General features: G+C 71.8%; 23 protein-coding genes and 1 riboswitch. Of the genes, 15 read left to right on the plus strand and 8 right to left on the minus strand.

All coding sequences use genetic code 11. From position 1 onward, the window contains the following. The first annotated feature begins 123 nt into the window (after positions 1 to 123). From cpaB to ACUP6Y_RS14030, 9 genes are all read left to right on the plus strand, one after another. Positions 124 to 828 (plus strand): Flp pilus assembly protein CpaB, encoded by a 705-nt coding sequence (cpaB, locus tag ACUP6Y_RS13990; protein WP_462551342.1) that lies wholly within the window; start codon positions 124 to 126, stop codon positions 826 to 828. Between the two features lie 7 nt (positions 829 to 835). Beyond that, positions 836 to 2023: an AAA family ATPase gene (locus tag ACUP6Y_RS13995; RefSeq protein WP_462551343.1), complete on the plus strand. Its 1188-nt coding sequence runs from the start codon at positions 836 to 838 to the stop codon at positions 2021 to 2023. 1 nt (position 2024) lies between these two features. Beyond that, positions 2025 to 3560 (plus strand): CpaF family protein, encoded by a 1536-nt coding sequence (locus ACUP6Y_RS14000; protein ID WP_462551345.1) that lies wholly within the window; start codon positions 2025 to 2027, stop codon positions 3558 to 3560. After that, positions 3560 to 5485, plus strand: coding sequence for a type II secretion system F family protein (locus tag ACUP6Y_RS14005; protein ID WP_462551346.1), 1926 nt, complete (start codon positions 3560 to 3562; stop codon positions 5483 to 5485). The genes ACUP6Y_RS14000 and ACUP6Y_RS14005 overlap by 1 nt, the downstream gene beginning before the upstream one ends. Then, complete coding sequence (locus ACUP6Y_RS14010; RefSeq protein WP_462551347.1) at positions 5485 to 6405, plus strand: type II secretion system F family protein; 921 nt, start codon at positions 5485 to 5487, stop codon at positions 6403 to 6405. Before ACUP6Y_RS14005 ends, ACUP6Y_RS14010 begins: the two co-directional genes overlap by 1 nt. 194 nt (positions 6406 to 6599) lie before the next feature. Next, a complete protein-coding gene (locus ACUP6Y_RS14015; RefSeq protein WP_462551348.1) occupies positions 6600 to 8171 on the plus strand; it encodes a sensor histidine kinase in 1572 nt (523 codons plus the stop codon). Between the two features lie 67 nt (positions 8172 to 8238). After that, entirely contained in the window at positions 8239 to 8889 is a 651-nt protein-coding gene (locus tag ACUP6Y_RS14020; protein ID WP_462551349.1) for a response regulator, read from the plus strand. 155 nt (positions 8890 to 9044) lie between these two features. Then, positions 9045 to 9227, plus strand: coding sequence for a Flp family type IVb pilin (locus ACUP6Y_RS14025; RefSeq protein ID WP_462551350.1), 183 nt, complete (start codon positions 9045 to 9047; stop codon positions 9225 to 9227). 89 nt (positions 9228 to 9316) lie between these two features. Further along, complete coding sequence (locus ACUP6Y_RS14030; protein WP_462551351.1) at positions 9317 to 9487, plus strand: Flp family type IVb pilin; 171 nt, start codon at positions 9317 to 9319, stop codon at positions 9485 to 9487. Here ACUP6Y_RS14030 and ACUP6Y_RS14035 read toward each other — a convergent pair. From ACUP6Y_RS14035 to ACUP6Y_RS14055, 5 genes are all read right to left on the minus strand, one after another. Next, positions 9477 to 10742: a M48 family metallopeptidase gene (locus ACUP6Y_RS14035; RefSeq protein ID WP_462551352.1), complete on the minus strand. Its 1266-nt coding sequence runs from the start codon at positions 10740 to 10742 to the stop codon at positions 9477 to 9479. The genes ACUP6Y_RS14030 and ACUP6Y_RS14035 overlap by 11 nt on opposite strands. Before the next feature lie 83 nt (positions 10743 to 10825). Beyond that, entirely contained in the window at positions 10826 to 12040 is a 1215-nt protein-coding gene (locus ACUP6Y_RS14040) for a hypothetical protein (RefSeq protein ID WP_462551353.1), read from the minus strand. Continuing rightward, positions 12037 to 13026 (minus strand): C40 family peptidase, encoded by a 990-nt coding sequence (locus ACUP6Y_RS14045; RefSeq protein ID WP_462551354.1) that lies wholly within the window; start codon positions 13024 to 13026, stop codon positions 12037 to 12039. Before ACUP6Y_RS14045 ends, ACUP6Y_RS14040 begins: the two co-directional genes overlap by 4 nt. 26 nt (positions 13027 to 13052) lie before the next feature. Next, a riboswitch (cyclic di-AMP (ydaO/yuaA leader) is annotated at positions 13053 to 13219 on the minus strand. Between the two features lie 150 nt (positions 13220 to 13369). Further along, on the minus strand, positions 13370 to 13573 hold the full coding sequence (locus ACUP6Y_RS14050; protein WP_141798321.1) for a hypothetical protein: 204 nt from the start codon (positions 13571 to 13573) through the stop codon (positions 13370 to 13372). A 53-nt stretch (positions 13574 to 13626) separates the two neighbouring features. Then, positions 13627 to 14493: a hypothetical protein gene (locus ACUP6Y_RS14055; RefSeq protein WP_462551357.1), complete on the minus strand. Its 867-nt coding sequence runs from the start codon at positions 14491 to 14493 to the stop codon at positions 13627 to 13629. Between the two features lie 179 nt (positions 14494 to 14672). On the opposite strand from ACUP6Y_RS14055, the gene ACUP6Y_RS14060 reads away from it, so the two are divergent. From ACUP6Y_RS14060 to ACUP6Y_RS14070, 3 genes are read left to right on the plus strand one after another with little or no spacing between them, the layout of a single operon-like run. Then, positions 14673 to 16388, plus strand: a complete 1716-nt coding sequence (locus tag ACUP6Y_RS14060; RefSeq protein WP_462551359.1) for a DEDD exonuclease domain-containing protein — start codon at positions 14673 to 14675, stop codon at positions 16386 to 16388. Continuing rightward, the gene (locus tag ACUP6Y_RS14065; RefSeq protein ID WP_462551360.1) at positions 16385 to 16663 is read left to right on the plus strand and encodes an Lrp/AsnC family transcriptional regulator; all 279 of its coding nucleotides are present in this window, start codon (positions 16385 to 16387) and stop codon (positions 16661 to 16663) included. Before ACUP6Y_RS14060 ends, ACUP6Y_RS14065 begins: the two co-directional genes overlap by 4 nt. Positions 16664 to 16665: 2 nt before the next feature. Beyond that, the gene (locus ACUP6Y_RS14070) at positions 16666 to 18066 is read left to right on the plus strand and encodes a hypothetical protein (RefSeq protein WP_462551361.1); all 1401 of its coding nucleotides are present in this window, start codon (positions 16666 to 16668) and stop codon (positions 18064 to 18066) included. Positions 18067 to 18225: 159 nt separating this feature from the next. On the opposite strand, the gene trpD is transcribed toward ACUP6Y_RS14070, so the two are convergent. The 3 genes from trpD to ACUP6Y_RS14085 all read right to left on the minus strand — a co-directional run bounded on the left by trpD (position 18226) and on the right by ACUP6Y_RS14085 (position 20690). Beyond that, positions 18226 to 19251, minus strand: coding sequence for an anthranilate phosphoribosyltransferase (gene trpD / locus ACUP6Y_RS14075; protein WP_462551362.1), 1026 nt, complete (start codon positions 19249 to 19251; stop codon positions 18226 to 18228). Positions 19252 to 19339: 88 nt separating this feature from the next. Beyond that, positions 19340 to 19741: an Rv3143 family two-component system response regulator gene (locus tag ACUP6Y_RS14080; RefSeq protein WP_204835246.1), complete on the minus strand. Its 402-nt coding sequence runs from the start codon at positions 19739 to 19741 to the stop codon at positions 19340 to 19342. A 10-nt stretch (positions 19742 to 19751) separates the two neighbouring features. Next, positions 19752 to 20690, minus strand: coding sequence for a cytochrome c oxidase assembly protein (locus tag ACUP6Y_RS14085; RefSeq protein WP_462551363.1), 939 nt, complete (start codon positions 20688 to 20690; stop codon positions 19752 to 19754). Between the two features lie 115 nt (positions 20691 to 20805). On the opposite strand from ACUP6Y_RS14085, the gene ctaE reads away from it, so the two are divergent. Genes ctaE through qcrA form a run of 3 tightly spaced genes read left to right on the plus strand, consistent with a single transcriptional unit; the run spans position 20806 to position 23489 of the window. Then, positions 20806 to 21459, plus strand: a complete 654-nt coding sequence (gene ctaE, locus ACUP6Y_RS14090; RefSeq protein WP_462551364.1) for an aa3-type cytochrome oxidase subunit III — start codon at positions 20806 to 20808, stop codon at positions 21457 to 21459. 57 nt (positions 21460 to 21516) lie between these two features. Then, positions 21517 to 22392 carry a cytochrome bc1 complex diheme cytochrome c subunit gene (gene qcrC / locus ACUP6Y_RS14095; RefSeq protein WP_462551365.1) on the plus strand — a complete coding sequence of 292 codons (876 nt, stop codon included), beginning with the start codon at positions 21517 to 21519 and terminating at the stop codon, positions 22390 to 22392. Continuing rightward, positions 22389 to 23489, plus strand: a complete 1101-nt coding sequence (gene qcrA / locus ACUP6Y_RS14100) for a cytochrome bc1 complex Rieske iron-sulfur subunit (protein ID WP_462551366.1) — start codon at positions 22389 to 22391, stop codon at positions 23487 to 23489. The genes qcrC and qcrA overlap by 4 nt, the downstream gene beginning before the upstream one ends.

Raw genomic sequence — 23489 nt, forward strand, 5'->3', positions numbered from 1 at the left:
CCTATTTGGGGGTTTCGCTCACATCGTGAGCGCCCTCTTCGCTAGCCTCGCGGTGCGCTGCAGCGGGGAGCAGCGACCATGCACATGGGGGAGCGGGAGGGCTCTGAAGTGGACCGTCGCAGGTTGTTGCTCGTCGTCGCCGCGGTGATCGCCGCGCTCGGCGTCGGGCTCGTGTTCGTCTTCGCCCGGGGCGCCGAGTCCCGCGCCGCGGAGAAGTACCAGACGACGAAGGTCGTCACCGTCGCGGCCGGCAAGACCGTGCTGCCGGGCGAGAGCATCAAGGCGGCGCTCGACACCAACAAGCTCGCCGAGACCGACGTACCGCGCGGCCAGGTCCTCGAGAACGCGCTGCGCCAGAGCGATCTGGGCGACCTCGACGGCAAGGTCGCGCTGACCACGCTGTACGCCGGCGAGCAGCTGCTGTCGACCAAGTTCGGCGGCGTGGGCGACCCGGTCGACGTGGCCTCGCTGCCGTTGCCGAAGGGCATGATCGCGAAACCCGAGTCCTTCGACCTCCCGGTAGGCTCCTTCATCGAGCCCGGCTCGCAGCTCGCGGTCTTCTTGACCGTCAACCCGAGCACGCCGACCTGCCTGCTCATCGACCGGGTCACCGTGATCTCGAAGGGGGCGCAGACCGAGACCGCCGCCGCCAGCAGCGACCCCGCCGAGAAGACCCCGGCACTGCACCTCGCCGTGACCCAGAAGCAGTTCGAATGGCTCCAGGACGGCCGCGAGCGCGGCGAGCTGTCCGTCGCCCTGCTCAATGCCGAGAGCGACGTCCAGCTCGACAAGTCCGGCCCCTGCGCCACCATCCGCGGCAGCGAGTGAGGTCGACATGCCGGTTCTCGTCGAACAGGATCCGTCGCTCGTCGACAGCCTGGTGCGTGCCATGCCCACCGGCTCCCACGCGGTCGCCTCGACAGAGCGGGCCCTGGCCTGGCTCGACCAGCACCCGGACGAGTACGTCGTGGCCCTCGGTCCGAGCGTCGACCTCGGCGCGGCCCTGGCCACCGCCGAGGAGCTGCGCATCAAGCGCCCCACCGTCAGCGTCGTCCTGGTCCGCGACCACTTCGACACCGAGGTCCTGACCAGGGCGATGCACGCCGGCGTCCGCGACGTCGTCGTGGAGGGTGGCGACGAGAAGGCGCTCACCAGCGCCGTCGAGCGCGCCCACCAGCTCTACCAGGCCCTGCGCGGCCCGGGCGGCGCCCGCCAGCTCGGGCGGGTCGTCACCGTGTTCTCCCCCAAGGGCGGCGTCGGCAAGACGACCTCCTCGGTCAACCTGGCGCTCGCGCTGACCGAGCGCGGGGCCCGGAAGGTGTGCCTGGTCGACCTCGACCTGGCCTTCGGCGACGTCGCGATCACGATGCAGCTCTTCCCGACCCACTCGATCGAGCAGGCGGTCGGCTCGGAGGACTCGATCGACCTCGGGATGCTCGAGGGCCTGCTCACCCGGCACCAGGACTCGCTGACCGTCCTGGCCGCTCCGGCCCACCCCGACGTGCGCGAGCGGGTCACTCCCCTGCTCATCTCGCGGATCCTGCGGGCGCTGCGCGACGGCTTCGACTACATCGTCGTCGACACCTCGCCGTCCTTCGACGACGCCACCCTGACCGCCCTGGACGAGACCGACGAGTGCGTGATCGTCGCGACGCTCGACGTGCCGACCCTGAAGAACGTCAAGGTCGCCCTCGAGACCATGGACATGCTGTCCATCGCCCGCGGTCACCGGCACCTGCTGCTCAACCGGGCCGACGACGAGGTCGGCATCAGCGTCGAGAAGGTCGAGAGCATCCTCGGCATGCCGGTCAGCGCCCAGGTCGCCACCGCGGTCGACATCGCCGCCGCCACCAACGCCGGCACGCCGATCGTCTCCCACAAGCCCGGCCACCCGGCGAGCCTCGCCTACGCGCACCTCGCGGCGTCGGTCACCGGCGAGCCGGTCCCGGCCCCGGCCTCCACGGCCCCCGAGCAGCCCGAGCCGACCCGCTCGCGCGGCCTGTTCCGTCGCGGAAGGGGCTGACATGTCGAGCCTCTCCGAGCGTCTCGCCGCCGCGCGCCGTGAGGCCGCCGCGCAGGGCCGTCACGCCGCCACCCCGGCCGCCGACGCCGACCTGCTCGCCGACGTGGTGAGCGCCACCGAGCCGGCGGCGGAGGCCGCGCCGGCGCTCCACCACGACGTCGAGGCCCCGGCCGCCGGGCAGAGGACGCCGGGCCCGCTCTCGTCGCGGGCCGCGGCCGCAGCGACCGACGGCAAGCCGGGCCGCCGGATGGCCGGCACCGAGACCGACCGTCTCGAGGACCTGAAGTCGAGCGTGCACACCGAGCTGATCAAGCAGCTCGGCCCGCACCTGTACGACGCCGAGATGGACCAGGAGGAGCTCGACCAGACCGTCCGCACGGTGCTCTCCGACGTCCTCGGCGCCCAGGACCGCCCGCTCAGCGCGGCCGACCGGGTCCGGGTCACCCAGGAGATCACCGACGACATCCTCGGCTACGGCCCGATCGATCCCTACCTGCGCGACCCCGAGGTCTCGGAGGTCATGGTCAACGGCCACGACGACGTCTGGCTGGAGAAGGACGGCCGGCTGGTCAAGGCAGAGGCGCACTTCGCCGACGAGGCGCACCTGCGCCGTACGATCGACAAGATCGTGTCGCGGATCGGCCGCCGCGTCGACGAGTCCTCCCCCATGGTCGACGCCCGCCTGCCCGACGGCAGCCGCGTCAACGCGATCGTCCCGCCGCTGGCGATCGACGGCTCCGCGCTGACCATCCGGAAGTTCTCCACCGACCCGCTGACCGTGCAGGACCTGATCAACTTCGGGTCGCTGACGCCGCAGACCGCCGACTTCCTCGACGCCTGCGTGCGCGGCCGGCTCAACGTCATCGTCTCCGGCGGCACCGGCGCCGGCAAGACGACCACGCTCAACGTGCTCTCGTCGTTCATCCCGACCGACGAGCGGATCGTCACCATCGAGGACGCCGCGGAGCTCCAGCTCAAGCAGGACCACGTGGTCCGGCTCGAGTCGCGCCCGGCCAACATCGAGGGCAAGGGTGCGGTGAGCATCCGCGACCTGGTCCGCAACAGCCTGCGCATGCGCCCGGACCGGATCGTCGTCGGCGAGGTTCGCGACGCCTCCGCGCTCGACATGCTCCAGGCGATGAACACCGGCCACGACGGCTCGATCTGCACGCTGCACTCCAACGGCCCGCGCGACACCCTCGCCCGCATGGAGACGATGGTGCTGATGGCGGGCATGGACCTGCCGATCCGCGCGATCCGCGAGCAGGTGGCCTCCGCCGTGGACCTGATCGTCCACCAGACCCGGTTCAAGGACGGCTCGCGCCGGATCACCCACCTCACCGAGGTGGAGCGGATGGAGGGCGACATCATCACCCTCCAGGACATCTTCGTCTTCGACAACTCGGCCGGCTTCGACGAGAACGGCCGGATCCTCGGTCGGCTGCGCTCGACCGGCCTGCGGCCGAAGTTCCTGGAGAAGCTGGCCTACGCCAACGTCGCCGTCGACCCCACGATCTTCCGGACGGAACGCATCTGATGCGCGGGCAGCGCACCGTCCGCCGCGGGGCCGCGGTGCTGGTCGCCCTCCTCGCGGTCCTGGTCGGCTCCCCCGCGTACGCCGCCGACGGCGGCATCGCCCATGTCGAGTCGACCGGTGACGGGATCCGGATCCTGGTCGACGTCCCGGCCGGCAGCCAGGTCGACCTGTCCGGTGTCACCGCGACGCTCGACGACGCGCTGCTGGACGCGACCGCGAGCGACACCACCAGCGGCTCGGCCGTCAAGCGGACCACGGTGCTGGTGATCGACACCAGCAACTCGATGCGCAAGCAGGGGCGCTTCGAGGCCGCCCAGCGGGCCGCGACGACCTATCTCGACGCCGTCCCCGACGACGTCGAGGTCGGCATCGTGACGTTCGACAGCACCGTCGACGTGGCGCTCGAGCCGACGACCGACCGGGGCGCCGCCCGCACCGTGATCGACGGGCTGAGCCTGCAGCGCAACACCCTGCTGTACGACGGCATCATCGCCGCCACCGACCTCGTCGGCGAGACCGGGCAGCGCTCCCTGCTGCTGCTGTCCGACGGCGCCGACGCCGGCAGCAACGCGTCCCTCGAGGACGCGACCGCCGCGATCAAGGACGCCGGCACCCGGGTCAGCATCGTCGGCCTCGACCTCGCCGAGAGCCAGCTCATCCCGCTGCGCACCGTGGCGAGCGCCGGCAAGGGCGAGGTGATCACCTCGAGCGGGTCCGCCCTCGCCGCCGCCTTCGCCGAGCAGGCCGAGGCGCTGGCCGACCAGGTCCTGGTGACCGCCCCTCTCCCGTCGGGCTTCTCCGCCAAGGTCGCGACCGTCGAGGTGACCTTGCCGACGAGCGGCGGCGAGCCGGTCGTCGCCCGCAGCCTCGCCACCATCGAGGCGGCCAGCACGCCGGGCGCCGCGGCCCCGCTGCCCACGATCTCCGAGGAGGACGGCGGGTTCACCGCCCCCGACTGGCTGCTGTGGGTGGGCGTCGCCGTGTTCGCCGTCGGCCTGCTGTCGGTGGCCGTGCTGCTGGTGCCGGCCAAGCCGGCCCCGATGAGCATCGCGGACCGCGTCACGGCGTACAGCACCCGGGTGAGCGGCGTCGAGGAGCGCGCCCACAAGCCGCAGGCCGACCCCGTGCTCGACCAGGCGAAGGCCGCGGCAGCCGAGATCCTCGAGCGCAACAGCGCCCTCAACGACCGGATGACCCGGCGGCTCGCGGCCGCCGGCAGCGAGTTCAAGCCGTCGGAGTGGCTGCTGCTGCACATCGCCTCGGTGCTGGCCGGCGGCGTGATCGGACTCCTGCTCGGCCAGGGCAACATCATCCTCGGCCTGCTGTTCATGCTCGTCGGCTTCGTGTTGCCGCCGTTCTACCTGCGGTTCATGGCCGGTCGGCGCAAGCGCGCCTTCGACGCGGCGCTGCCCGAGGTGCTGCAGCTGCTGTCCGGCGCCCTCAGCGCGGGCCTCTCGCTCGCCCAGGCCGTCGACACCGTCGTTCGCGAGGGGCCCGAGCCGATCGCCTCGGAGTTCAAGCGGGTGCTGGTCGAGGCCCGGATCGGCGTGTCCATCGAAGACGCCTTCGAGGGGGTGGCCCACCGGTTCGCGAGCAAGGACTTCGGCTGGGCGGTCATGGCCATCCGGATCCAGCGCCAGGTCGGCGGGAACCTGGCCGAGCTGCTCACCACGGTCGCCGCGACCATGCGGGAGCGGCAGTACCTGCGCCGGCACGTGCAGGCCCTGTCCGCCGAGGGCCGGCTGTCCGCGATCATCCTGTGCGCGCTTCCGGTCCTGTTCCTCCTCTTCCTCTTCGTGGCCAACCGGGCCTTCCTCGATCCCCTGCTGCACGACCCGCGCGGCTGGATCCTCTCGGGCTTCGGAGTGATCTGGATGGCCATCGGCTCCTTCTGGATGTCGCGCATGGTGAAGGTGGAGGCGTGATGCTGCTCCTGCTTGCGTTCCTGCTCCTCGTGGGCGCCATCGCCACGGTCGGCGCCGCCTTCGCCCGGGAGCAGCCCACCGGGCTCGCCCGCGCGCTCGACGCCCTCGAGCGCTCCGGCCACGCGGGCCACGAGCTGGCTCAGGAGGCCGACCAGCCGTTCGCCGACCGGATCCTCGCCCCCTTCCAGGCCCGGGCGCTGGCGCTCGGCCGCCGGATCACCGGCGCGGACAAGGCCGAGCGGATCCGGCGCCGCCTCGACTTCGCCGGCAATCCCCGGGGCTGGACGATCGACCGCGTGCTGACCATGAAGGTGCTGTGCGCCGTCGTGCTCCCCGTGGTGGTGCTGGCCTACGGCCTGCTCCTCGGCGGCTCGGTCACCACGCTCGTGGTCATCGCCGTCGTGGCAGCCGTCGTCGGCTTCTTCGGTCCTGATCTCTATCTCTACAACAAGGCCGCCCACCGCGCCGACCAGATCAAGCGCACGCTCGCGGACGCCGTCGACCTGCTCACCATCAGCGTGGAGGCGGGTCTGGGCTTCGACGCCGCCGTGCAGCAGGTCGCCCGCAACACCACCGGCCCGGTCGCCGAGGAGTTCTCCCGGGTGCTCCGGGAGATGCAGCTCGGCATGAGCCGCTCGAACGCGCTCAAGGCGATGGGGGCCCGGAGCAATGTCGAGGACCTCAACACCTTCGTCGGCTCGATGGTGCAGGCCGACGCCTTCGGCATCCCGATCGGCCAGGTGCTGCGGGTCCAGTCCGGCGAGATCCGGGTCAAGCGCCGGCAGTACGCCGAGGAGAAGGCCCAGCAGGTGCCGGTCAAGATCATGATCCCGCTGATCCTGTTCATCCTCCCCTGCCTGTTCATCGTCGTCATGGGGCCTGCCGTGCTGAACGCGCTCGATGCGTTCAACGGCAAGTGAGCAGGCGGCTGCGGCACCAGTGTCCTGTCCGGTTGAAGCGCTGACGTGGTCGGTGGCCCTGGTGCGTCCATCGGAGGGCGGCCGGGCGAGGGCATACCGGGTCGTCTGTCGAGTGCGGCCAACGCCGCGAGGTGCGTGCCAGGGCCGTCGAACGTGGCGGCGAATCAGCCGGACGGGACACTAGGGTGGAGACCATGCCGAGCAGCCAGACCTACGCGGTGGTGGGCGCGGCACGCCTGTTCGCGCTGCTGGCGATCGGCGGGCCGATCGTCTGGTTCCACCAGGAGCAGGGCCTGCTCGCCCTCGCTGCCGTGGGCGGCGTGTGGGTCTACCAGGCCGTGACGGCCACCCGGCGCGAGCTGGAGCTGTCGCTCAGCCCGGTGACCGAGGCCGCCGCGATCGGCGTCGTCTGTGCCCTCGGGATGGACAACTCACCCGTCATCCTGGCTGCACTGGTCGTTCCTCCCCTCTATGCCACCGCGATCACCGGCGTGCGCACGATGATCCGCACCGTGCTGGTCGAGCTGATCGCCCTGGTGGCGCTGGGCCTGATGTGGTGGGAGAAGATCACCGCCGACCAGGCGGTCGCGATCTTCACCTGGACCATGGCCGGTCTCGGCCTGAGCCTGATCGCGGCGGTCACCTTCTCCTCCGACCGGGTCCCCGACCCGGTGGCGCCCTACCGCGACGCGCAGGAGCATCTCAAGCAGCTGATCGACCTGGCCGGCAGCCTCAACTCGGGACTCGACGTCGGAGCGCTGGGCGGCGAGCTGCTCAGCCAGGTCGGCGACGGCATCCCCAACCGGGCGCTGGTGCTCTACGTCCCGCGCGGCGAGGCGCTGGCCCCCGTCGCCTCGACCGTCGAGCTCGAGACCTCCGATGCCGTCGCGGCGGAGACCCTGGCCGGCGACGTACGGCTGCAGGATCCGGCTGCCGCGCGCCCGATCGAGATCGGCGAGGGCTTCGCGTTCCGGGTCAGCGACCAGGCGATCGTCGCGGGCCTGCGGCCCGTCGGGTCCGACGTCACCCGGGCGTTGCCACTGACCGCCGTGGCCCGCGACCTCTCCGACACCGCGGTGAAGCTGGACGCCGCGCTGCTCTTCGCGCAGTTCCGTGACGCTGCCACCGCCGACGAGCGCAACCGGCTGGCTCGCGAGATGCACGACGGGGTCGCGCAGGACATCGCCTCGCTCGGCTACATCATCGACGCGCTGGCCGCCCGGCCGGCCGACGAGCAGCAGGCCAAGGCACTCGGGATGCTGCGCGAACGGGTATCGAAGGTCGTCGCGGAGGTACGGCAGTCGGTGATGAACCTGCGCACCAGCATCGGCGAGAGCGAGAGCCTCGGCGCCGCGATCAGCAATGTCGCGCGGCACCTCTCCGAGTCCTCGGGCATCCCGATCCGGGTCCGCCTCGACGAGCAGCCGACCCGGCTGCGGCCCGAGGTGGAGGCCGAGCTGTTCCGGATCGCCCAGGAGGCGATCAACAACGCGGTCAAGCATGCCCGCGCCACCTCGATCGACGTCCGGTGCCAGGTCTACGCGCCGGAGGCGATCATCACGGTCACCGACGACGGCGTCGGCCTGCAGGCGGCGCGCGCGGACTCGCACGGCCTGAAGATCATGCGCGAACGTGCCAGACTGGTCGGCGCGGAGCTCGTGGTCCGTGACAACGCCAGCAGGGGACTCACCGTCTCGGTGGCCCTCAAGATCTCCCGGAGCGCGGCCGCGAGCGACGACTCCCCGATCCTCACGGAGCAGCGATGAATCACCCCCCGAAGTCCTCCGCCTCCCCCGCTTGGCTCCTCCGCCGGACAACGTCGCGGGGACCCCGATGAGCGACCCGACGACCGTCCTCCTGATCGACGACCACGAGCTGATCCGCGACGGCCTCGGCGCCGTCATCGATCTCGAACCGGACCTGAGCGTCGTGGCGACGGCGGGATCGGTGCAGGAGGGCATCCAGCGCTACCGCGAGGTGCGCCCGGACGTCGTGATCACCGACCTCCAGATGCAGGACGGCACCGGTCTCGACGTGGTCCGCACGCTGCGCAAGGAGAACGACGAGGTCGGCCTGATCGTGCTCACCATGCACTCCGGGGACGAGCAGATCTTCGCCTCCATGCAGGCCGGCGCGTCCGGCTTCGTCGGCAAGGACGCGCCCTCGACCGAGGTGATCAAGGCGGCCCGCCACGCCGCGGTGTCTCCGAAGGCCTTCGTGTGCGCCGGCCTCGTGGGCGCGATGATGCGGCGCCAGTCCGCCGAGTCGACCGCCCTGACCGAGCGCGAGCACGACGTGCTGCTGCTGCTCGCCGAGGGCCTCAACGCCGCCGCGATCGGCGCCAAACTGTACCTCTCCGAGTCGACCACGAAGTCCCACATCGCCCGGATCTACCAGAAGCTCGGCGCCGTCAACCGCGCCCAGGCACTGGTCACCGCGATGCGGATCGGGCTGCTCTCGACCGTGCAGCCCTCAGCCCGCTGAGCCGCCGCCGGCACGTCGTTCGCTGCTAGTCCGAAGTGACTAGCAGCGAGGAGACGAACTCCCGATCCGCCTCCGGCCCCGTTCCGGCAGAGTTCTGGTCATCGGGGAAAGCACTCCCCGGGGACACAGTACGAACCAGTGCACAGGGAGACCCGATGATCCAGTACCTGAACATCCTGCTCAACGCCCGCCTCGCCAAGATGGAGGAGCGTGGCGCGACCGCCGTCGAGTACGGCCTGCTCGTCGCCCTCATCGCCGCCGTCATCGTCGGGGTCGTCTTCACCCTCGGCGGCAAGCTCAAGGGCGCGTTCACGACCGTCAACGACAGCCTCGGCTGAGCCTGACCGAACCTCAGCATCGGCCGCGTCATCGTCACGGAGACGCGGCCGATGCCCGTTTCAGGCACAGGACAACCCGAAGGAATGTCATGACCACGCCGAGCACACCCGAGCAGCGCGGTGCCACCGCTGTCGAGTACGGCCTACTGGTGGCCCTGCTCGCCGCGGTGATCGTCTTCGCCGTCGTGATGCTCGGCGGCGGCGTCAACGGACTCTTCGAGAAGACCAACGCCAGCTTCGACAGCGCACTCAGTCCGTAGCGCGCGCCTCGTACTGGTTGGCCAGCCCGATCCGCTGCAGCACCGTCGGGTGCGAGCCGAACCACCACTGCGACCACGCCGGAGGTGTGGGGTCGGCGTGGGACCGCAGGGCCAACCGGCGCTGGAGGTCGACGAACGCCTGGGGGGCGTTGGTGACCTCCAGCGCCGTCTGGTCCGCCCGGGTCTCGAGCGCCCGGCTGACCCCGTTGTGGACCGGCGCCACCAGGAGGGTCGCGATCGCGACCAGCGCCAGCACCCGCGGTACGACGGACACCTCGTCGGCCTGACCCGCACGCTCACGGCGCGGGACCGCCAGCAGGAGGCCCAGCAGCCCGACGCCGAGCGCGGCGCCCGCGGCGCCGAGCAGGGTCCCGGTCAGCACGTCGTCGTAGGTGGCGTGCGCGAGCTCGTGCGCGACGACCGAGAGCGTCTCGTCGGTGGGCGTGCCGGTGACCAGGTTGTCGTAGAGCACCACCCGACGACTGTCACCGAAGCCCGAGACGTAGGCGTTCAGCGTGGTGGTGCGCCGGGACGCGTCGGCGACCAGCACGTCGTCGACGCGGACCCCCTCCGCGTCGGCGAGGGCGAGCACCTGGGTGCGCAGCGCGCCGTCCGGCAGCGACTCGAACCTGTTGAAGACCGGCTCCACCACCACCGGGTAGGCGAACGAGCCGAGCACGACGAGCGCGGCCGCCGCGAGCCCCGCCACCGCCGGCCACAGTCGGGGCGCTCGCCGCATGCAGCCGACGAGCGCGATCACGGCGATCGACGTACCGACGACGGTGACGAGGTAGCCCTTGACCTGGTCGGTGCCCCAGGCCGCCCAGGAACCGGCGACCAGGCCCTCGTGGAGGCCGAGGCGGCGCAGGGCGATCCCGAACGGCAGCGTCACCAGGGTGCCGACCAGGCTCAGACCGGCCACCACGACGAGGGCCCGGATCCACCACCAGCCGCGCAGCCGGGCCGCCCAGCGGCGACCGACCGGTCCGAAGCCCAGCCAGACGGCGACGGCCAGCGAGACCGCGAGCCGCGACCAGCTCCAGATCCGACCCCACAGCGCGTAGTGCTCGCCACGGTCGATCTGCGCCTGGGTGAAGACCGAGGAGGCCGTCACCGGGTCGGGCAGTCCGCCGGGGACCGGATGCCACGGGACCCTGGTGGCCGCGACCAGGACGAAGGCGGCCGCGCCCAGCAGGACGGTGCCGAGCGCGACCCTGCGCACCGCCGGTCGGTCGTCCACAGCCTCAGTGGCCATCCCCGGACCTCCTTCGTGTGTCCCGCGCGCCGGGCACGCACCCGGAGCACGGGCCACCCCCGAACGCGGCCCGGGCATGGCCACTAGCCTGCCACGCCGGGCAATGCCGTCAGGCGGGTCTGCCAGGCGGCGGTCAGCTCGGGCTCGGTCCAGCCGGCGTGCTCCCGCAGCGCGGCGGCCAGCTCGCCACCGGCGCGCACCTGCTCGTAGAGGTCGACGAGCGCCCGCTCGCCGGCGTGGTCGGCGAGGGTGACGCACACCAGCCAGGCGGCCTCGTAGACGCCGCCGAGATGGCTCGCCGACGGGTCGAACTCGCCGTCCTTGGGCAATGTCTCGGGGACGCCGTCCTTGCGCACCGCGGCCGCGATCTGCCCGGCCGTCGTGGTGAGCGGCAGGCCGACGTCGCGCAGCGCGACGTAGTCGGCGAAGCCCTCGACCAGCCACAGCGGCGCCTGCCGGGCGCTGATCGCGTCGGTGAGCGCGTGGACGGCCTCGTGGGTCATCACCACCTGGGCGGCGACGGGGTCGAGGTCGTCGTACACGGTGCGGTTGAGGAACACGTGGACCGGGCTCCCCGCGGCCTGGGAGCCGTCGACCGGGGCGGTGACGGCGGCGATCGCGGCGTACTGCCCGGGCCCGGTGTCGAGCGTGCGCCGCAGGCCCTCGGGGTCGGCCGGTACCTCGACGACCAGCCCGCCGCGGCCGGGAACGACGGCGCGGACCTGGGTGACGGCTCGGCGCGCGGCCGCGAGGTACGCCGGTGCCTGCGTCGGGTCGCCGGCCACCGCGACCAGCACGTCGCCGGCGCGCTCGACGGTGAGCGGACCGGACAGCCACAGCGGCAACCGGGCCCGGGCGCCGCCGATCGCGGCGATGGTGGCACCCCGCCCGGCGAAGGAGACCGGCAGCTCGGCGCGCGCCGGCGCGTCGTCTTGGCCCTCGATCCGCCAGGTCACCGCGACCTGGCCGTCCCAGGCGTCGCTGCCGACGGTGCGGCCGGTCTCGGTGACGTAGCGCAGGGTGACATCGGTGAGGCGGAGGGCCTCCGCATTGGCGACGACCGCGCTCAGCAGGTTCCTACGGGCCGGGTCGGCGCCGAGCTCGGCGGCCGCGGTCGCGTCACCGTCGTGGATCGCGGCCTCCAGCGCGGCCAGGGTGTCGGCGGCCGCCACGGGGTCGGCGACGTCGCTGGTGGTCGTCGCCGGGGGCGGCGCGACGTAGTCGTCCTTCGAGCAGCCGCCCGCGCCGAGCGCGACGACCAGGAGCGCCGCCGCGAGAGCGTGCCCTCGGGGGGTCACCCAGGCCGGACCGCTCCGGCATAGGGCATCTCGTCGAGGTCGGAGACCTTGACGCCGGCGCCCGGGTTGGCGGCATGCACGATCAGGCCGTTGCCGAGGTAGATCCCCACGTGGCTGATCGGGCTGTAGTAGAAGACGAGGTCGCCGGGCTGCAGGTCGCTCTTCGCGACGTGGGCGCCGCTGCCGTACTGGGCGCGCGAGGAGTGCGGCAGGCTCACGTTGGCCTGGGCGTAGGCCATCATCGTCAGGCCGGAGCAGTCGAAGGCGTTGGGCCCGGCCGCACCCCACACGTAGGCGTCGCCGACCTGGGCGAGGGCGTACTTGATCGCCGCGGCCGCGCGGCCGGTGGCCGGGATGGTGTCGGCGTCGATCGGGCGCCCGGCGTTGCGGGAGAGGAACTCCGCGCGCTGCTCGGCCTCGAGCTGCGAGAGCAGGTCCTTGGCCTCGGCGAGCTTGGCGTCGGCGGTCTTCTTCTCCTCCGCGAGCGTCGCCTTGAGCTCGTTGATGTCGGAGCGGCGCTTCTCGGTCTGCTCCTTGCGGATGTCGTAGGCCTCGAGCTCGTCGCCGTAGTCGGCGAGGAGCGAGTCCTGGAGCCCCTGCACCGTCGAGATGGTGGAGAGCTCGTCGAGGAAGCCCTGGGAGTCGGAGGACAGCAGCTCGCCGGTGGGGCCGAGGCTGCCGGACTGGTACTGCTGGATCAGCGAGTCGCGCACGTCGGAACGGACCCCGGCGAGGGCGTCGCCCTGGCGGGACTGGTCGGCCTCGAGGGAGGACAGGTCGCTGTCGAGCTCGGCGAGCTCGAGCTCGGCGTCGTTGTAGCGCTCCGCAGCCTGCTCGGACTCGTGGAAGAGCCGGTCGACCCGGGCCTTGACGGTCTCGATGTCGGGCTCGGCCTGCGCGGGGCTGCCGCTGATCGACAGCGTGATCGCGCCGGTGACGGCGAGTGCCGCGAGCGCGGCGGTAGTGCGTTTCCGGCCGTTCAGCACGAGCTGGCGGTCCCCTCTTGGTGTCGTACGCCTACCGGGTGAGCTGACGGGTTCGGGCACGACTCGCCCTACCCGCACTCCTCGCTCCGGCGCCGGCCCGGTCGGGCCCCCTCGCCTTCGCGCCTCGTGCGGGATTCACCCCAGAGTGGTTGGTTCCCCGGCTCCGGACCCCCGAGTGGGTCCGAACTCAGCGCGGCGTCCGCGCGGGTCGGTCGACCCACTTCCTCGGACACCTGAGGGTGCAGCCTAGTCCCGGCCCACGGCCGCACCAAACCGGTCCGGGGCGTGTTGGGGACGATCCTGCGCACCAGCAGTCACGTGGGTCACATCAGCCTCTGTGGTCTCAGGCCGACTCGACCTGCGGACCGTCGACGGGCTGGACCAGCCGCAGCGGCGGCACCAGCCCTCCGTCGGCCAGCGCCTCGAGGGCGGCCATCTCGTCGTCACCGATCACCAGCTCGGGTGGTGGCCCCAGCAGCACCGTCACCACGCAGTCGTGGCAGGCCAGGCCCCGCACCACACAGGTGTCGCAGTCGATCCTCGTCATGTCCCGGAGGGTGGCAGGAGCCTCCGACACAAACCTCGCAGCCGGCTGTGGACTCACTCCTGCAGGACCTGCTCGACCCGCTCGGCACTCGCCGCACGGACCAGCCACCGGTCCAGGGTCGTCTCGTCGCGCTGGGTCAGGATCAGCGACCGCTCGGCGTCACTGATCGCGATGCCCCGCGCGTCGAGGACGGTGACCACGCTCTCGGCCCTGGCCCGGCCGAAGCTGTCGTCCCAGAGCCTGCGGAACTTCTCGCTGTAGTAGGGGTTCTTCGTCGTCGTCATCATCAGTTCCTCCCACGTCCGGCGCAGGCCCGCCGGGAGCCCCGCGAGCACAAGGTCATAGTAAGGACTCCACCGGGCCGGCCCCAGCCCTGTCACCGCGCTGGCCAGCGCCTCCAGTGCCGGGTACACCTCCGGCTCCGCGCGGTGGGCCAGCACCCCCAGCAGCGCCATCGCGACCCCACCCGCCGCGGCGTCGGGATCGATCACCAGCGGCACATCGGGCGGCGTCACGAAGAACGGCCGCAGCGGAGCCGACCTGCTGCCCGCCTCCAGCAGTGCCCGGTAGCGCGCGGCCAGCCGGCGCGACGGACAGAACACCACCAGCTCGGCCGTCACCTCCAACTCGCTCTCCAGGTGGGCCAGGTAGGCCCGCCAGGTGCGCTGCTTGCGCGAGTCCCACCGCCGTTGCACCTCCCACACCACGGCCAGCACCGGACGGTCCTCGGCGTCGCGGAGGACCAGGACCGCGTCGGCGTGGTAGGTGCGGGGCACCACCGTCCGCGCCTCGGTCGCGTGCGACCGCACCGAGGCGTGCTCCGGCACCGGATAGTCGAAGACGTCGGCCAGCAACGACGCCACCAGTCCCGGCTCGAGTCGCACCAGCCCGATCGGGGTCTCGTGCTGCGGCGACGGCATGCGCCCACCCTCGCCGCAGGACCGGCCGATCGGGTGCGGCGAGCGACCCGGCTGTGGACGAGCCACCGGGAACCACCGCCTGGGGACAGCCGAGGGACGTCCCGGACACGCGTGTGCCGCAAGGGATGGTCGAGCGCGTCTCCCGCATTGCGTCGGAGGTGACGCCTACCGTCGCTCCCATGACCGCAGCACCCGTCACACCTCGGTGGGACGCGCAGCGCAGCTTCGACGAGCTCGGGCGCCCGCTCCACGACGTGACCTTCTGCGTCGTGGACCTGGAGACCACCGGCGGCTCGGTGGGCGACGGCGACATGATCACCGAGATCGGCGCGGTGAAGGTCCGCGGCGGCGAGGTGCTGGGCGAGTTCCAGACCCTGGTCAACCCCGACACCGCGATCCCCGCGTTCATCGCGGTGCTCACCGGGATCACCAACGGCATGGTCGCCGACGCCCCGCCGGTCCGAGCGGCGCTGCCGGCGTTCCTCGAGTTCGCGGCCGGCTCGGTGCTGGTCGCCCACAACGCCCGCTTCGACGTGGGCTTCCTGCGTCACTTCACCCACGAGCTCGACATCGTGTGGCCCGACTTCGAGGTGCTCGACACGGTCAAGCTGGCGCGCCACGTCGTGACCCGCGACGAGGCGCCCAACCACAAGCTCTCCTCGCTGGCCCGGGTCTTCCGGGCCGGCACGACCCCCAACCACCGGGCCCTGGCCGACGCCCGGGCCACGGTCGACGTGCTCCACGGCCTGCTGGAGCGCCTCGGCGGGCTCGGCGTGCAGACGCTCGAGGAGCTGCAGGGCTACTCCAGCAAGGTCGCGAGCACCACCCGGCGCAAGCGCCACCTCGCCGAGCACCTCCCCCACGCGCCCGGCGTCTACCTGTTCCGCGACGACAGCTCTCGCGTCCTCTACATCGGTACGTCGCGCGATCTGCGCCGCCGGGTCCGCAGCTACTTCACCGCCTCCGAGAAGCGCACCCGGATCGGCGAGATGGTCCAGATCGCCTCGTCGGTGAGCGGGGTCGAGTGCGCCACGCCGCTCGAGGCCTCGGTGCGGGAGCTGCGCCTGATCGCCGAGCACAAGCCGCCCTACAACCGTCGCTCCCGCCATCCCGAGAAGGTCACCTGGCTCAAGCTGACCCGGGAGCCGTGGCCGCGGCTCTCGCTGGTCAAGCGGGTGCTCGACGACGACGCCGACTACCTCGGGCCGTTCTCCTCCCGCGCGGCGGCGGAGAGCTCCCTCGCGGCGCTGCACGAGGTGTTCCCGATCCGACAGTGCAACGACCGCTTCGGCCGGCAGCCGCGGCGCAGCGCCTGCGTGCTGGCGCAGATGGACCGCTGCCTGGCGCCGTGCGACGGCAGTGTCGACCCACAGACCTACGCCGCCGTCGTCCGCCAGCTCCGCGACACCCTGCTCACCCGGCCCGACGACGTCGTCGACCTGGTCCATGCCCGGATGTCCGCACTGGCCGAGCAGGAGCGCTTCGAGGAGGCGGCCCACCACCGCGACCGGCTGGCCGACTTCGTGCGCGCGGCGGCGCGCACCCAGCGGCTGACCGCGCTGACCGGCTGCCCCGAGGTGGTCGCGGCCCGCCGTGAGGACGACGGTCGCTGGGCGGTCCACGTCGTGCGCCACGGCCGGCTCGCGGCCGCCGGCGTGATCCCGGCCGGCGCCGACGCCGTCGCGTACGTCGAGGGCCTGCGCGCCTCGGCCGAGACCGTGCTGCCGGCGATCGGCCCCACGCCCGCCGCGACCGCGGAGGAGTCCGAGCGGATCCTGCGCTGGCTGGAGTCCCCCGGCGTCCGGTTGGTCGAGGTGGTCGGCGAGTGGGCCTGTCCGGTGCGGGGCGCGGGGCGCCACGCGACGATGCTGGCGACCACTACTGTGACCCCATGATCACCGCCATCGTCTTCATCCAGGCCGAGACCGCCCGGATCCCGGAGGTCGCCGAGGCGATCGCGGCGCTCGAAGGTGTCAGCGAGGTCTACTCCGTGACCGGCCAGATCGACCTCATCGCACTGGTCCGGGTGAGCTCCCACGACGACATCGCCGCGGTGGTCGCCGACCGTCTCAACAAGGTCGAGGGCGTCGTGGACACCGAGACCCACATCGCCTACCGCGCCTACTCGCGCCACGATCTCGAGGCGGCGTTCTCGCTGGGCCTCGACTGAGGATGACCGGCCTGGCGCCGGGCGAGCCCCGGTTCCCGCTGCTCGTCCGCGCCTACCCGCTGGCCGGCGCCCTCCTGCTCGCCGCTCTCCTGACCGCCCTGGCCCGCCGCCCGTTCCGCGCCTTCGACACCTACTTCCACCTGCGCTTCGGCGAGGAGTTCCTCGGCGGCTGGTCGCTCGCCCATCCAGGCCAGCTCAGCCCTGCGTCGACCAACGACTGGGCGCCGACCCAGTGGCTGCCGCAGATCGTCCTGGCCCGGCTCGACGACGCGTTCGGAACCACCGGTCTGATCCTCGCCTTCGCGGTGGTCGTGGTCGGCCTCGCCGGCGCGACTTACCTTCTGCTCCGCCGCCACGCAGGCCCGGGGTGCGCGATCACGTTGACCGTCGTCGTGGTCGTCGGCTGCCTGCCCAGCCTGTCCCTGCGCCCCCAGGTGCTGAGCTACCTCTTCCTGGTGGTCGTGCTGGCCGCCTGGGACCGCGCCCGCGCCTCCGGTCGGCCGCCCTGGCTGCTGATCCCGCTCGGCTGGCTGTGGGCGACCTGCCACGGGATGTGGATCATCGGGGTGGCGGCCTGCGTGCTGCTCGCCGTGCTGGTGATCGTGGAGCGCCGCCCCCAGCGTCGCCAGATGCTCGCGCTGCTGGCGGTGCCGGGCGGCATGCTGCTCACCACGCTGGTCACCCCGGTCGGGCCGCGGCTGCTGACCGCCGTGCTGCAGGTCAACTCCCGGGCGGACTTCTTCGCCGAGTGGTCCGCGCCCGAGCTGATCTCGCTGCGAGCCGCCCCGGTGACGGCACTGGCCGCGCTGGCGGTGCTGCTGCTGGTCCGACGTAGCGATGTTCGCCCCTACGACCTCGGCCTCCTCGCGATGGGCGGCGCCTTCGCCCTCTACTCCGGCCGCACGCTGCCACTGGCCCTGATCACCCTCGCGGCCGTCGTCGCCGCCGAGCTCGGCCGGCGTCGGGAGCACCCCAAGGTGAGCCGACCCGAGCTGCTGGTCGTGCTCGCCCTGGCCGCCGCGGTCCTCGCCGTCACGCCGGCCCAGCGTCTCGTCGACGACCCCGCCGTCCGGATCCGGCCGTTCGCCGAGCGCCTCGACGCCCTGCCGTCGGGCACCCGAGTCCTCACGGACTGGCCGACCGGCGGCGTCCTGCTGTGGCTGACGCCCCAGCTCGACGTCCCCCTCCATGGCTACGGCGACGTCTACACCGACGCCGAGCTGCAGCGGTACGCCGACCTCGACCACCTCGAGCCGGGCTGGGACCACACCCTCGCCGAGCTCGCGCCGCAGCTCGCCCTGCTGCCCGACGACTCGGCGCTCGCCTACGCCCTCGAGCACGACGGCTGGGCGGTCGAGCAGCGCACCAAGGAGCTGGTGCTGCTCGCTCCCCGGAGCTCCTAGTAGCGTGTCGTGGCTAAGACGTGGAGTTGGGAGGTGCCCGGGTGCGTGCATCGCAAGGCGGCGCAGCGCTGGCATACCGGGTTGTCTGTCGAGCTGCGTCAACGTGGCGAGGTGCGTGCCTGGGCGACTCCCAGCCCGCGTTCTAGCTGCGACGCGCTACTAGGCCTGGGCCGCCGCCACCCAGCGGTCGAGTGTGGCCCGCGCGGCGCCGGAGTCGATCGCCTCGCCCGCTCGGGCGATGCCGGCGGCCAGCGCGTCGTCGTACGCCGTGCCGGGGGCGTCGTAGACGGCGAGCGCCGCGCCCGCGTTGAGCAGCACGGCGTCGCGCACCGGACCGGTCTTCCCGCCGAGCAGGTCGCGGACGACGCCGGCGTTGTGCTGTGCGTCGCCGCCGCGCAGGTCCGCGGCGGTCGCGGGGGCGATGCCGAAGGCGGTCGGGTCGACCACGACCTCGGCGACCTCACCGTCGTGGACCCGCCACAACCGCGACGTGGTGGTCGTGGTCAGCTCGTCGAGCCCGTCGTCGCCGCGGAAGACCCAGGCGTCGACGCCGCGGCGGGCGAACACACCGGCCATCACCGGGGCGAGCCGCACGTCGGCGCACCCGATCGCCTGCGCGGCCGGGCGGGTGGGATTGGCGAGCGGGCCGAGCGCGTTGAACGCGGTGCCGATGCCGAGCTCCTTGCGGGGCACGGCGGCGTGCCGCATCGCCGGATGGAAGGCGGCGGCGAAGCAGAAGGTGATCCCCGCCTCGTCGACGACCTCGGCCACCCGGGCCACGGGCAGGTCGAGCCGGACCCCGAGCGCCTCGAGTACGTCGGCGGTGCCGGCCTGCGAGGAGGCCGAGCGGTTGCCGTGCTTGACCACGCGCGCACCGGCGCCGGCGGCCACGATCGCGGACATCGTGGAGATGTTGACCGAGAACGAGCGGTCGCCGCCGGTCCCGACCACGTCGAGCAGCCGTCCGGGGACGGAGATCGGGGTCATCACGGCGTACATCGCGTCGACGAGCCCGGTGAGCTCGTCGATCGACTCTCCCTTGGCGCGCAGGGCGACCACGAAGCCCGCGATCTGCGCGGGACTCGCCTCGCCGGCGAGGATCTCGCCCATCGCCCACGCCGACTGGGCAGGCGTGAGATCCTCCCCGGCGACCAGCGCGCCGAGGACGTCGGGCCAGTTGGTCATCGCACGTCCCGCTGCGACAGCCGGGGTCCCCGCGGAGTCATGCGCTGGAGGAGCAAAGCGGGGGAGGCGCAGAACTCCGTGGGGTGGCTCATGCCGGGACGCGGGCGCGGAGCAGCGAGACCACGGCCTCCGCGAGCTGGATCGGGTCGAGCGGGTGCGGTACGGCGGCGTCCGCCCGCGACCAGGTCGCCAGCCAGGCGTCCTGGGGCCGCCCGGTGAGCACGACGAGCGGCGGGCAGTCGAGGATCTCGTCCTTGAGCTGCTTGGCGATGCCCATCCCGCCGGCGGGAACCGCCTCGCCGTCGAGGATCGCGAGGGCCAGCCCACCGGCGTCCATGTTCTGGATGACCACGGGCTCGGTCGCCACCTCGACGTACTCGAGCTCCGGCAGGTCGGGGTGGGGACGGCGCCCCAGCGCCAGGATGACCTGCTCACGGGTGTGTACGTCGTCGCTGTAGACGAGCACCTTCAGGGTCTTGGGGGACGTCACCCGCGCGATGCTACTCGGACCGTGACGGGTCCGCGGCCGCGGCTTGCCGTTCCAGCCGGTCCAGCCGGCGGTCCTCCCGCTCGGCCTCCTTCATCGACGAGCGCACCCACTGGGCGAAGAGCACGACGAAGAACACCAGCCCGACCAGGTCGCCGGCACCCCACAGGATGCCGCCGGCGAGCTTCTGGTCCTCGTAGGGGTCGGGCAGCCAGGCGCCGAGCGGGCCGTCGTGCAGGGCGGGGTACCAGTCCCCTCCGAGCAGCGTCTTCTGGCCCATGATCGTGACGCCGAGGAAGGCGTGGAAGGGCAGCGTCAGCACGGTCAGCAGCACCCGGAACGGGTGTCCGACCCGGCCGGGCAGCGGGTCCACCCCGACGATCGGCCAGAAGAAGAGTGCGCCGACCACGACCAGGTGGACGTGCATCAGCTCGTGGACGTACGTCGAGCGCAGCGAGGCGTCGTACCAGCCGGAGAAGTACAGCGCCCACGGCGAGATGACGTAGAGCCCGAAGGTCAGCGGCGGGAAGCCCAGCACCTGGGCGAGCCGGGAGTGCAGCAGGGCGAGCAGCCAGCCCCGCGGGTGCCGCGGCAGGGTGCGCAGCGCGAGGGTGACCGGGGCGCCGAGCGCCAGCGAGAGCGGCACGACCATCGACAGGATCATGTGCTGGACCATGTGGACGCTGACCAGCACGGTGTCGTACGCCGCGAGGCCGGACGACGTCGCGAGGTAGAAGGCGAGCATCCCGATGCCCCAGGCGATGCTGCGCCCGACCGGCCAGGCGTCGCCCCGGCGGCGCAGTGTGAGGACGCCCACGGCGTACAGGCCGGTTGCCCAGACGGTGATGACGAGAGGCAGCGGCGCGATGCCCCACTGGGAGAGCAGGGCGCCGGCGTCGAAGGGCGGGAGGTTCGTGACTCCCGGGCCTCCTGCTGACACCACCAGTCCCACGCGTCACCTCTCCACCGATCGGTCCGTCGTTTCGGGACCCGTTCGAGCGTAGGTCGTGGGTGGTGAACCGCTAGAACGGGGGGTCGGGATGCCGATGGGAAGCGTTACCGCCATAATGGCGCCCGTGGCGATCTCAGCTTCGGCATCTCTCCCGGCCTCGCGCCTGCACGGCCAGCACGACCGACCCAGCATGGTCGCGGTCGGCACCATCATCTGGCTGTCCAGCGAGCTCATGTTCTTCGCGGCGCTCTTCGCGTCGTACTTCACGATCCGCTCGGTCTCGCCCGAGATGTGGGCGGACAACACGCAGCTGCTGAACGTGCCGTTCGCCTCGATCAACACCACGATCCTCGTGCTGTCGTCGTTCAGCTGCCAGCTGGGCGTGTTCGCCGCCGAGCGCGGCCAGGTCTCGCGCGCCGGCTCGCTGCTCCAGGTCGGCAAGTGGGGCCTGCGCGAGTGGTTCATCCTGACCTACGTCATGGGTGCCGTCTTCGTCGGCGGCCAGGCGCTCGAGTACGCCGAGCTGATCCACGAGGGCGTCACCATCCCCCACGACGCCTACGGCACGATGTTCTACCTGACCACCGGCTTCCACGGCATCCACGTGACCGGCGGTCTCATCGCCTTCCTCTTCGTCCTCGGTCGCACGTACGTCGCCAGGCGCTTCACGCACGAGCAGGCGGTCAGCGCGATCGTCGTCTCGTACTACTGGCACTTCGTCGACGTCGTGTGGATCGGGCTGTTCGCGACGATCTACCTGATCAAGTGAGGCGGCGGGCCCGTTGACGAAGAGCTGTTGGATCCTCCGGACTGACAAGGACTGAATGTGCGCCTTCTGAACCGTTCCGCCGGTCGACTCTCGCGGCATCGCCGCGGTCCGATCGCCGGACTCCTGGTGCTCGTGTGCGGCCTTCTGCTGACAGGTGGCCTCTACGCAGCGCTCGCGCCGGCCCAGGCCGACAACAACCAGGACGAGGCGGCGCTGGTCAAGGAGGGGCGTGAGCTCTTCCTGGTCGGCTGCGCGTTCTGCCACGGCCAGAACGGCGAGGGCGTCCTCACCCAGGGCGGCTCGCAGTACGGCCCGGCCCTGACCGACGTGGGCGCGGCCGCCGTCGACTTCCAGGTCGGCACCGGCCGCATGCCCATGGCCCAGCCCGGCGTCCAGGCGCCGCGCAAGGAGGTCGTCTACACCAAGGAGGAGACGGCTGCCCTCGCGGCGTACGTCGCCTCGCTCGGCACCGGTCCGGCCATCCCTGACAAGGAGCTCTACTCCACCGAGGGCATGAGCGACAAGGAGATCGAGGAGCTCGTCGTCCGCGGCGGCCAGATCTTCCTCGCCAACTGCACGGCCTGCCACAACTTCGAGGGCTCCGGCGGCGCCATGCCGCGCGGCGGCTTCGCGCCGAAGATCCGCAACGTCGACGGCAAGCACATCTACGAGGCGATGCTGACCGGTCCCCAGTCGATGGACACCTTCTCCGACGGCAACATCCCGCCGGAGGACAAGAAGGCCGTCATCGCCTACCTCAACGAGCTGAACAAGGCGCCGAGCTACAGCGGCTTCACGCTGGGCAGCCTCGGGCCGGTCAGTGAGGGCATCATCGCGTGGGTCGGTGGCATCGGCATCCTGGTCGGCTTCGCCGTCTGGATCGCGGCCCACACCACCCGCTCGAGCAAGAAGAAGGACGAGGCGGCAGCGTGACCGACGCACACGACAACCACTCCGACGCGAGCGGAGGCGAGCTCGTGGGTCCGATCGCGGACCCGGGCCTGCCCGAGCACCAGTGGCGGCCGACCGACGTCGACCCCGCCAAGGAGAAGCGCGCCGAGCGCCAGGTGGCCACGCTCTTCGGCCTCTCCGCGCTCGCGACCCTCGGCTTCCTGGTCTCGTACTTCACCCTCGACATCGGCGACGACTGGCACGTCATCGGCGGCTTCGGCGCCTCGACGATGGCGCTGGGCTTCTTCCTCGGTCTCGCGCTGCTGTTCATCGGCGTCGGCATCATCCACTGGGCCCGCAAGCTGATGGCCGACCACGAGATGGTCGAGCTGCGGCACCCGGCGAAGTCGTCCGACGACGACCGCGAGGTCGCCGTCCAGGCGATCAACGACGGCATCGCGGAGTCGGGCATCGGCCGTCGGCCGCTGATCCGCAACTCCCTGCTGGGTGCGGTCGGCCTGCTCGGCCTCCCGGCCGTCGTGCTGTTGCGCGACCTCGGTCCGCTGCCGGGCGACAAGCTCTACCACACGATCTGGGGCGAGGGGACCAAGGACAAGCCGATGCGCATCGTCCGCGACGGCATCTGGACCCCGATCCTCGCCTCGGACCTCGAGGTCGGCGACCTGGTCAACTGCCAGCCCGACGCCCTCCACAACCCGGAGCGCTACGACATCGACCCGACCGAGGTCGAGGGCGTGAACCTCCAGATCCACAAGTCCAAGGCGTCGCTGATCCTGCTGCGGATGAACCCGGGCGACATCAAGCCGGGCAAGGACGCCAAGGGCGAGAGCCGGGCCAACTGGACGGTCAACGGCATCGTCGCCTACTCCAAGATCTGCACCCATGTCGGCTGCCCGATCTCGCTGAACGAGCGGACGACCCACCACCTGCTCTGCCCCTGCCACCAGTCGACCTTCGACCTCGCCGACTCCGGCAAGGTGGTGTTCGGTCCAGCCGGCCGACCGCTGCCGCAGCTGCCGATCGCGATCGACGACGAGGGGTACCTGGTCGCACAGAGTGACTTCGACGAGCCCGTCGGCCCGAGCTTCTGGGAGCGTGACTACTATGACCGTTGGTGA

The organism is Nocardioides sp. S5-5 (assembly GCF_054954065.1).

Bases quoted from the DNA above. Each gene is read 5' to 3' on its own strand.
- ACUP6Y_RS14020 (WP_462551349.1), top strand. From the start codon at position 8,239: ATGAGCGACCCGACGACCGTCCTCCTGATCGACGACCACGAGCTGATC.
- ACUP6Y_RS14070 (WP_462551361.1), top strand. From the start codon at position 16,666: ATGACCGGCCTGGCGCCGGGCGAGCCCCGGTTCCCGCTGCTCGTCCGC.
- ctaE (WP_462551364.1), top strand. From the start codon at position 20,806: ATGGCGCCCGTGGCGATCTCAGCTTCGGCATCTCTCCCGGCCTCGCGC.
- trpD (WP_462551362.1), bottom strand. From the start codon at position 19,251: ATGACCAACTGGCCCGACGTCCTCGGCGCGCTGGTCGCCGGGGAGGAT.
- ACUP6Y_RS14010 (WP_462551347.1), top strand. From the start codon at position 5,485: ATGCTGCTCCTGCTTGCGTTCCTGCTCCTCGTGGGCGCCATCGCCACG.
- ACUP6Y_RS14055 (WP_462551357.1), bottom strand. From the start codon at position 14,493: ATGCCGTCGCCGCAGCACGAGACCCCGATCGGGCTGGTGCGACTCGAG.
- ACUP6Y_RS14005 (WP_462551346.1), top strand. From the start codon at position 3,560: ATGCGCGGGCAGCGCACCGTCCGCCGCGGGGCCGCGGTGCTGGTCGCC.
- ACUP6Y_RS14025 (WP_462551350.1), top strand. From the start codon at position 9,045: ATGATCCAGTACCTGAACATCCTGCTCAACGCCCGCCTCGCCAAGATG.
- ACUP6Y_RS14030 (WP_462551351.1), top strand. From the start codon at position 9,317: ATGACCACGCCGAGCACACCCGAGCAGCGCGGTGCCACCGCTGTCGAG.
- ACUP6Y_RS14000 (WP_462551345.1), top strand. From the start codon at position 2,025: ATGTCGAGCCTCTCCGAGCGTCTCGCCGCCGCGCGCCGTGAGGCCGCC.
- ACUP6Y_RS14065 (WP_462551360.1), top strand. From the start codon at position 16,385: ATGATCACCGCCATCGTCTTCATCCAGGCCGAGACCGCCCGGATCCCG.
- ACUP6Y_RS13995 (WP_462551343.1), top strand. From the start codon at position 836: ATGCCGGTTCTCGTCGAACAGGATCCGTCGCTCGTCGACAGCCTGGTG.
- ACUP6Y_RS14050 (WP_141798321.1), bottom strand. From the start codon at position 13,573: ATGACGAGGATCGACTGCGACACCTGTGTGGTGCGGGGCCTGGCCTGC.
- ACUP6Y_RS14015 (WP_462551348.1), top strand. From the start codon at position 6,600: ATGCCGAGCAGCCAGACCTACGCGGTGGTGGGCGCGGCACGCCTGTTC.
- ACUP6Y_RS14060 (WP_462551359.1), top strand. From the start codon at position 14,673: ATGACCGCAGCACCCGTCACACCTCGGTGGGACGCGCAGCGCAGCTTC.
- ACUP6Y_RS14035 (WP_462551352.1), bottom strand. From the start codon at position 10,742: ATGGCCACTGAGGCTGTGGACGACCGACCGGCGGTGCGCAGGGTCGCG.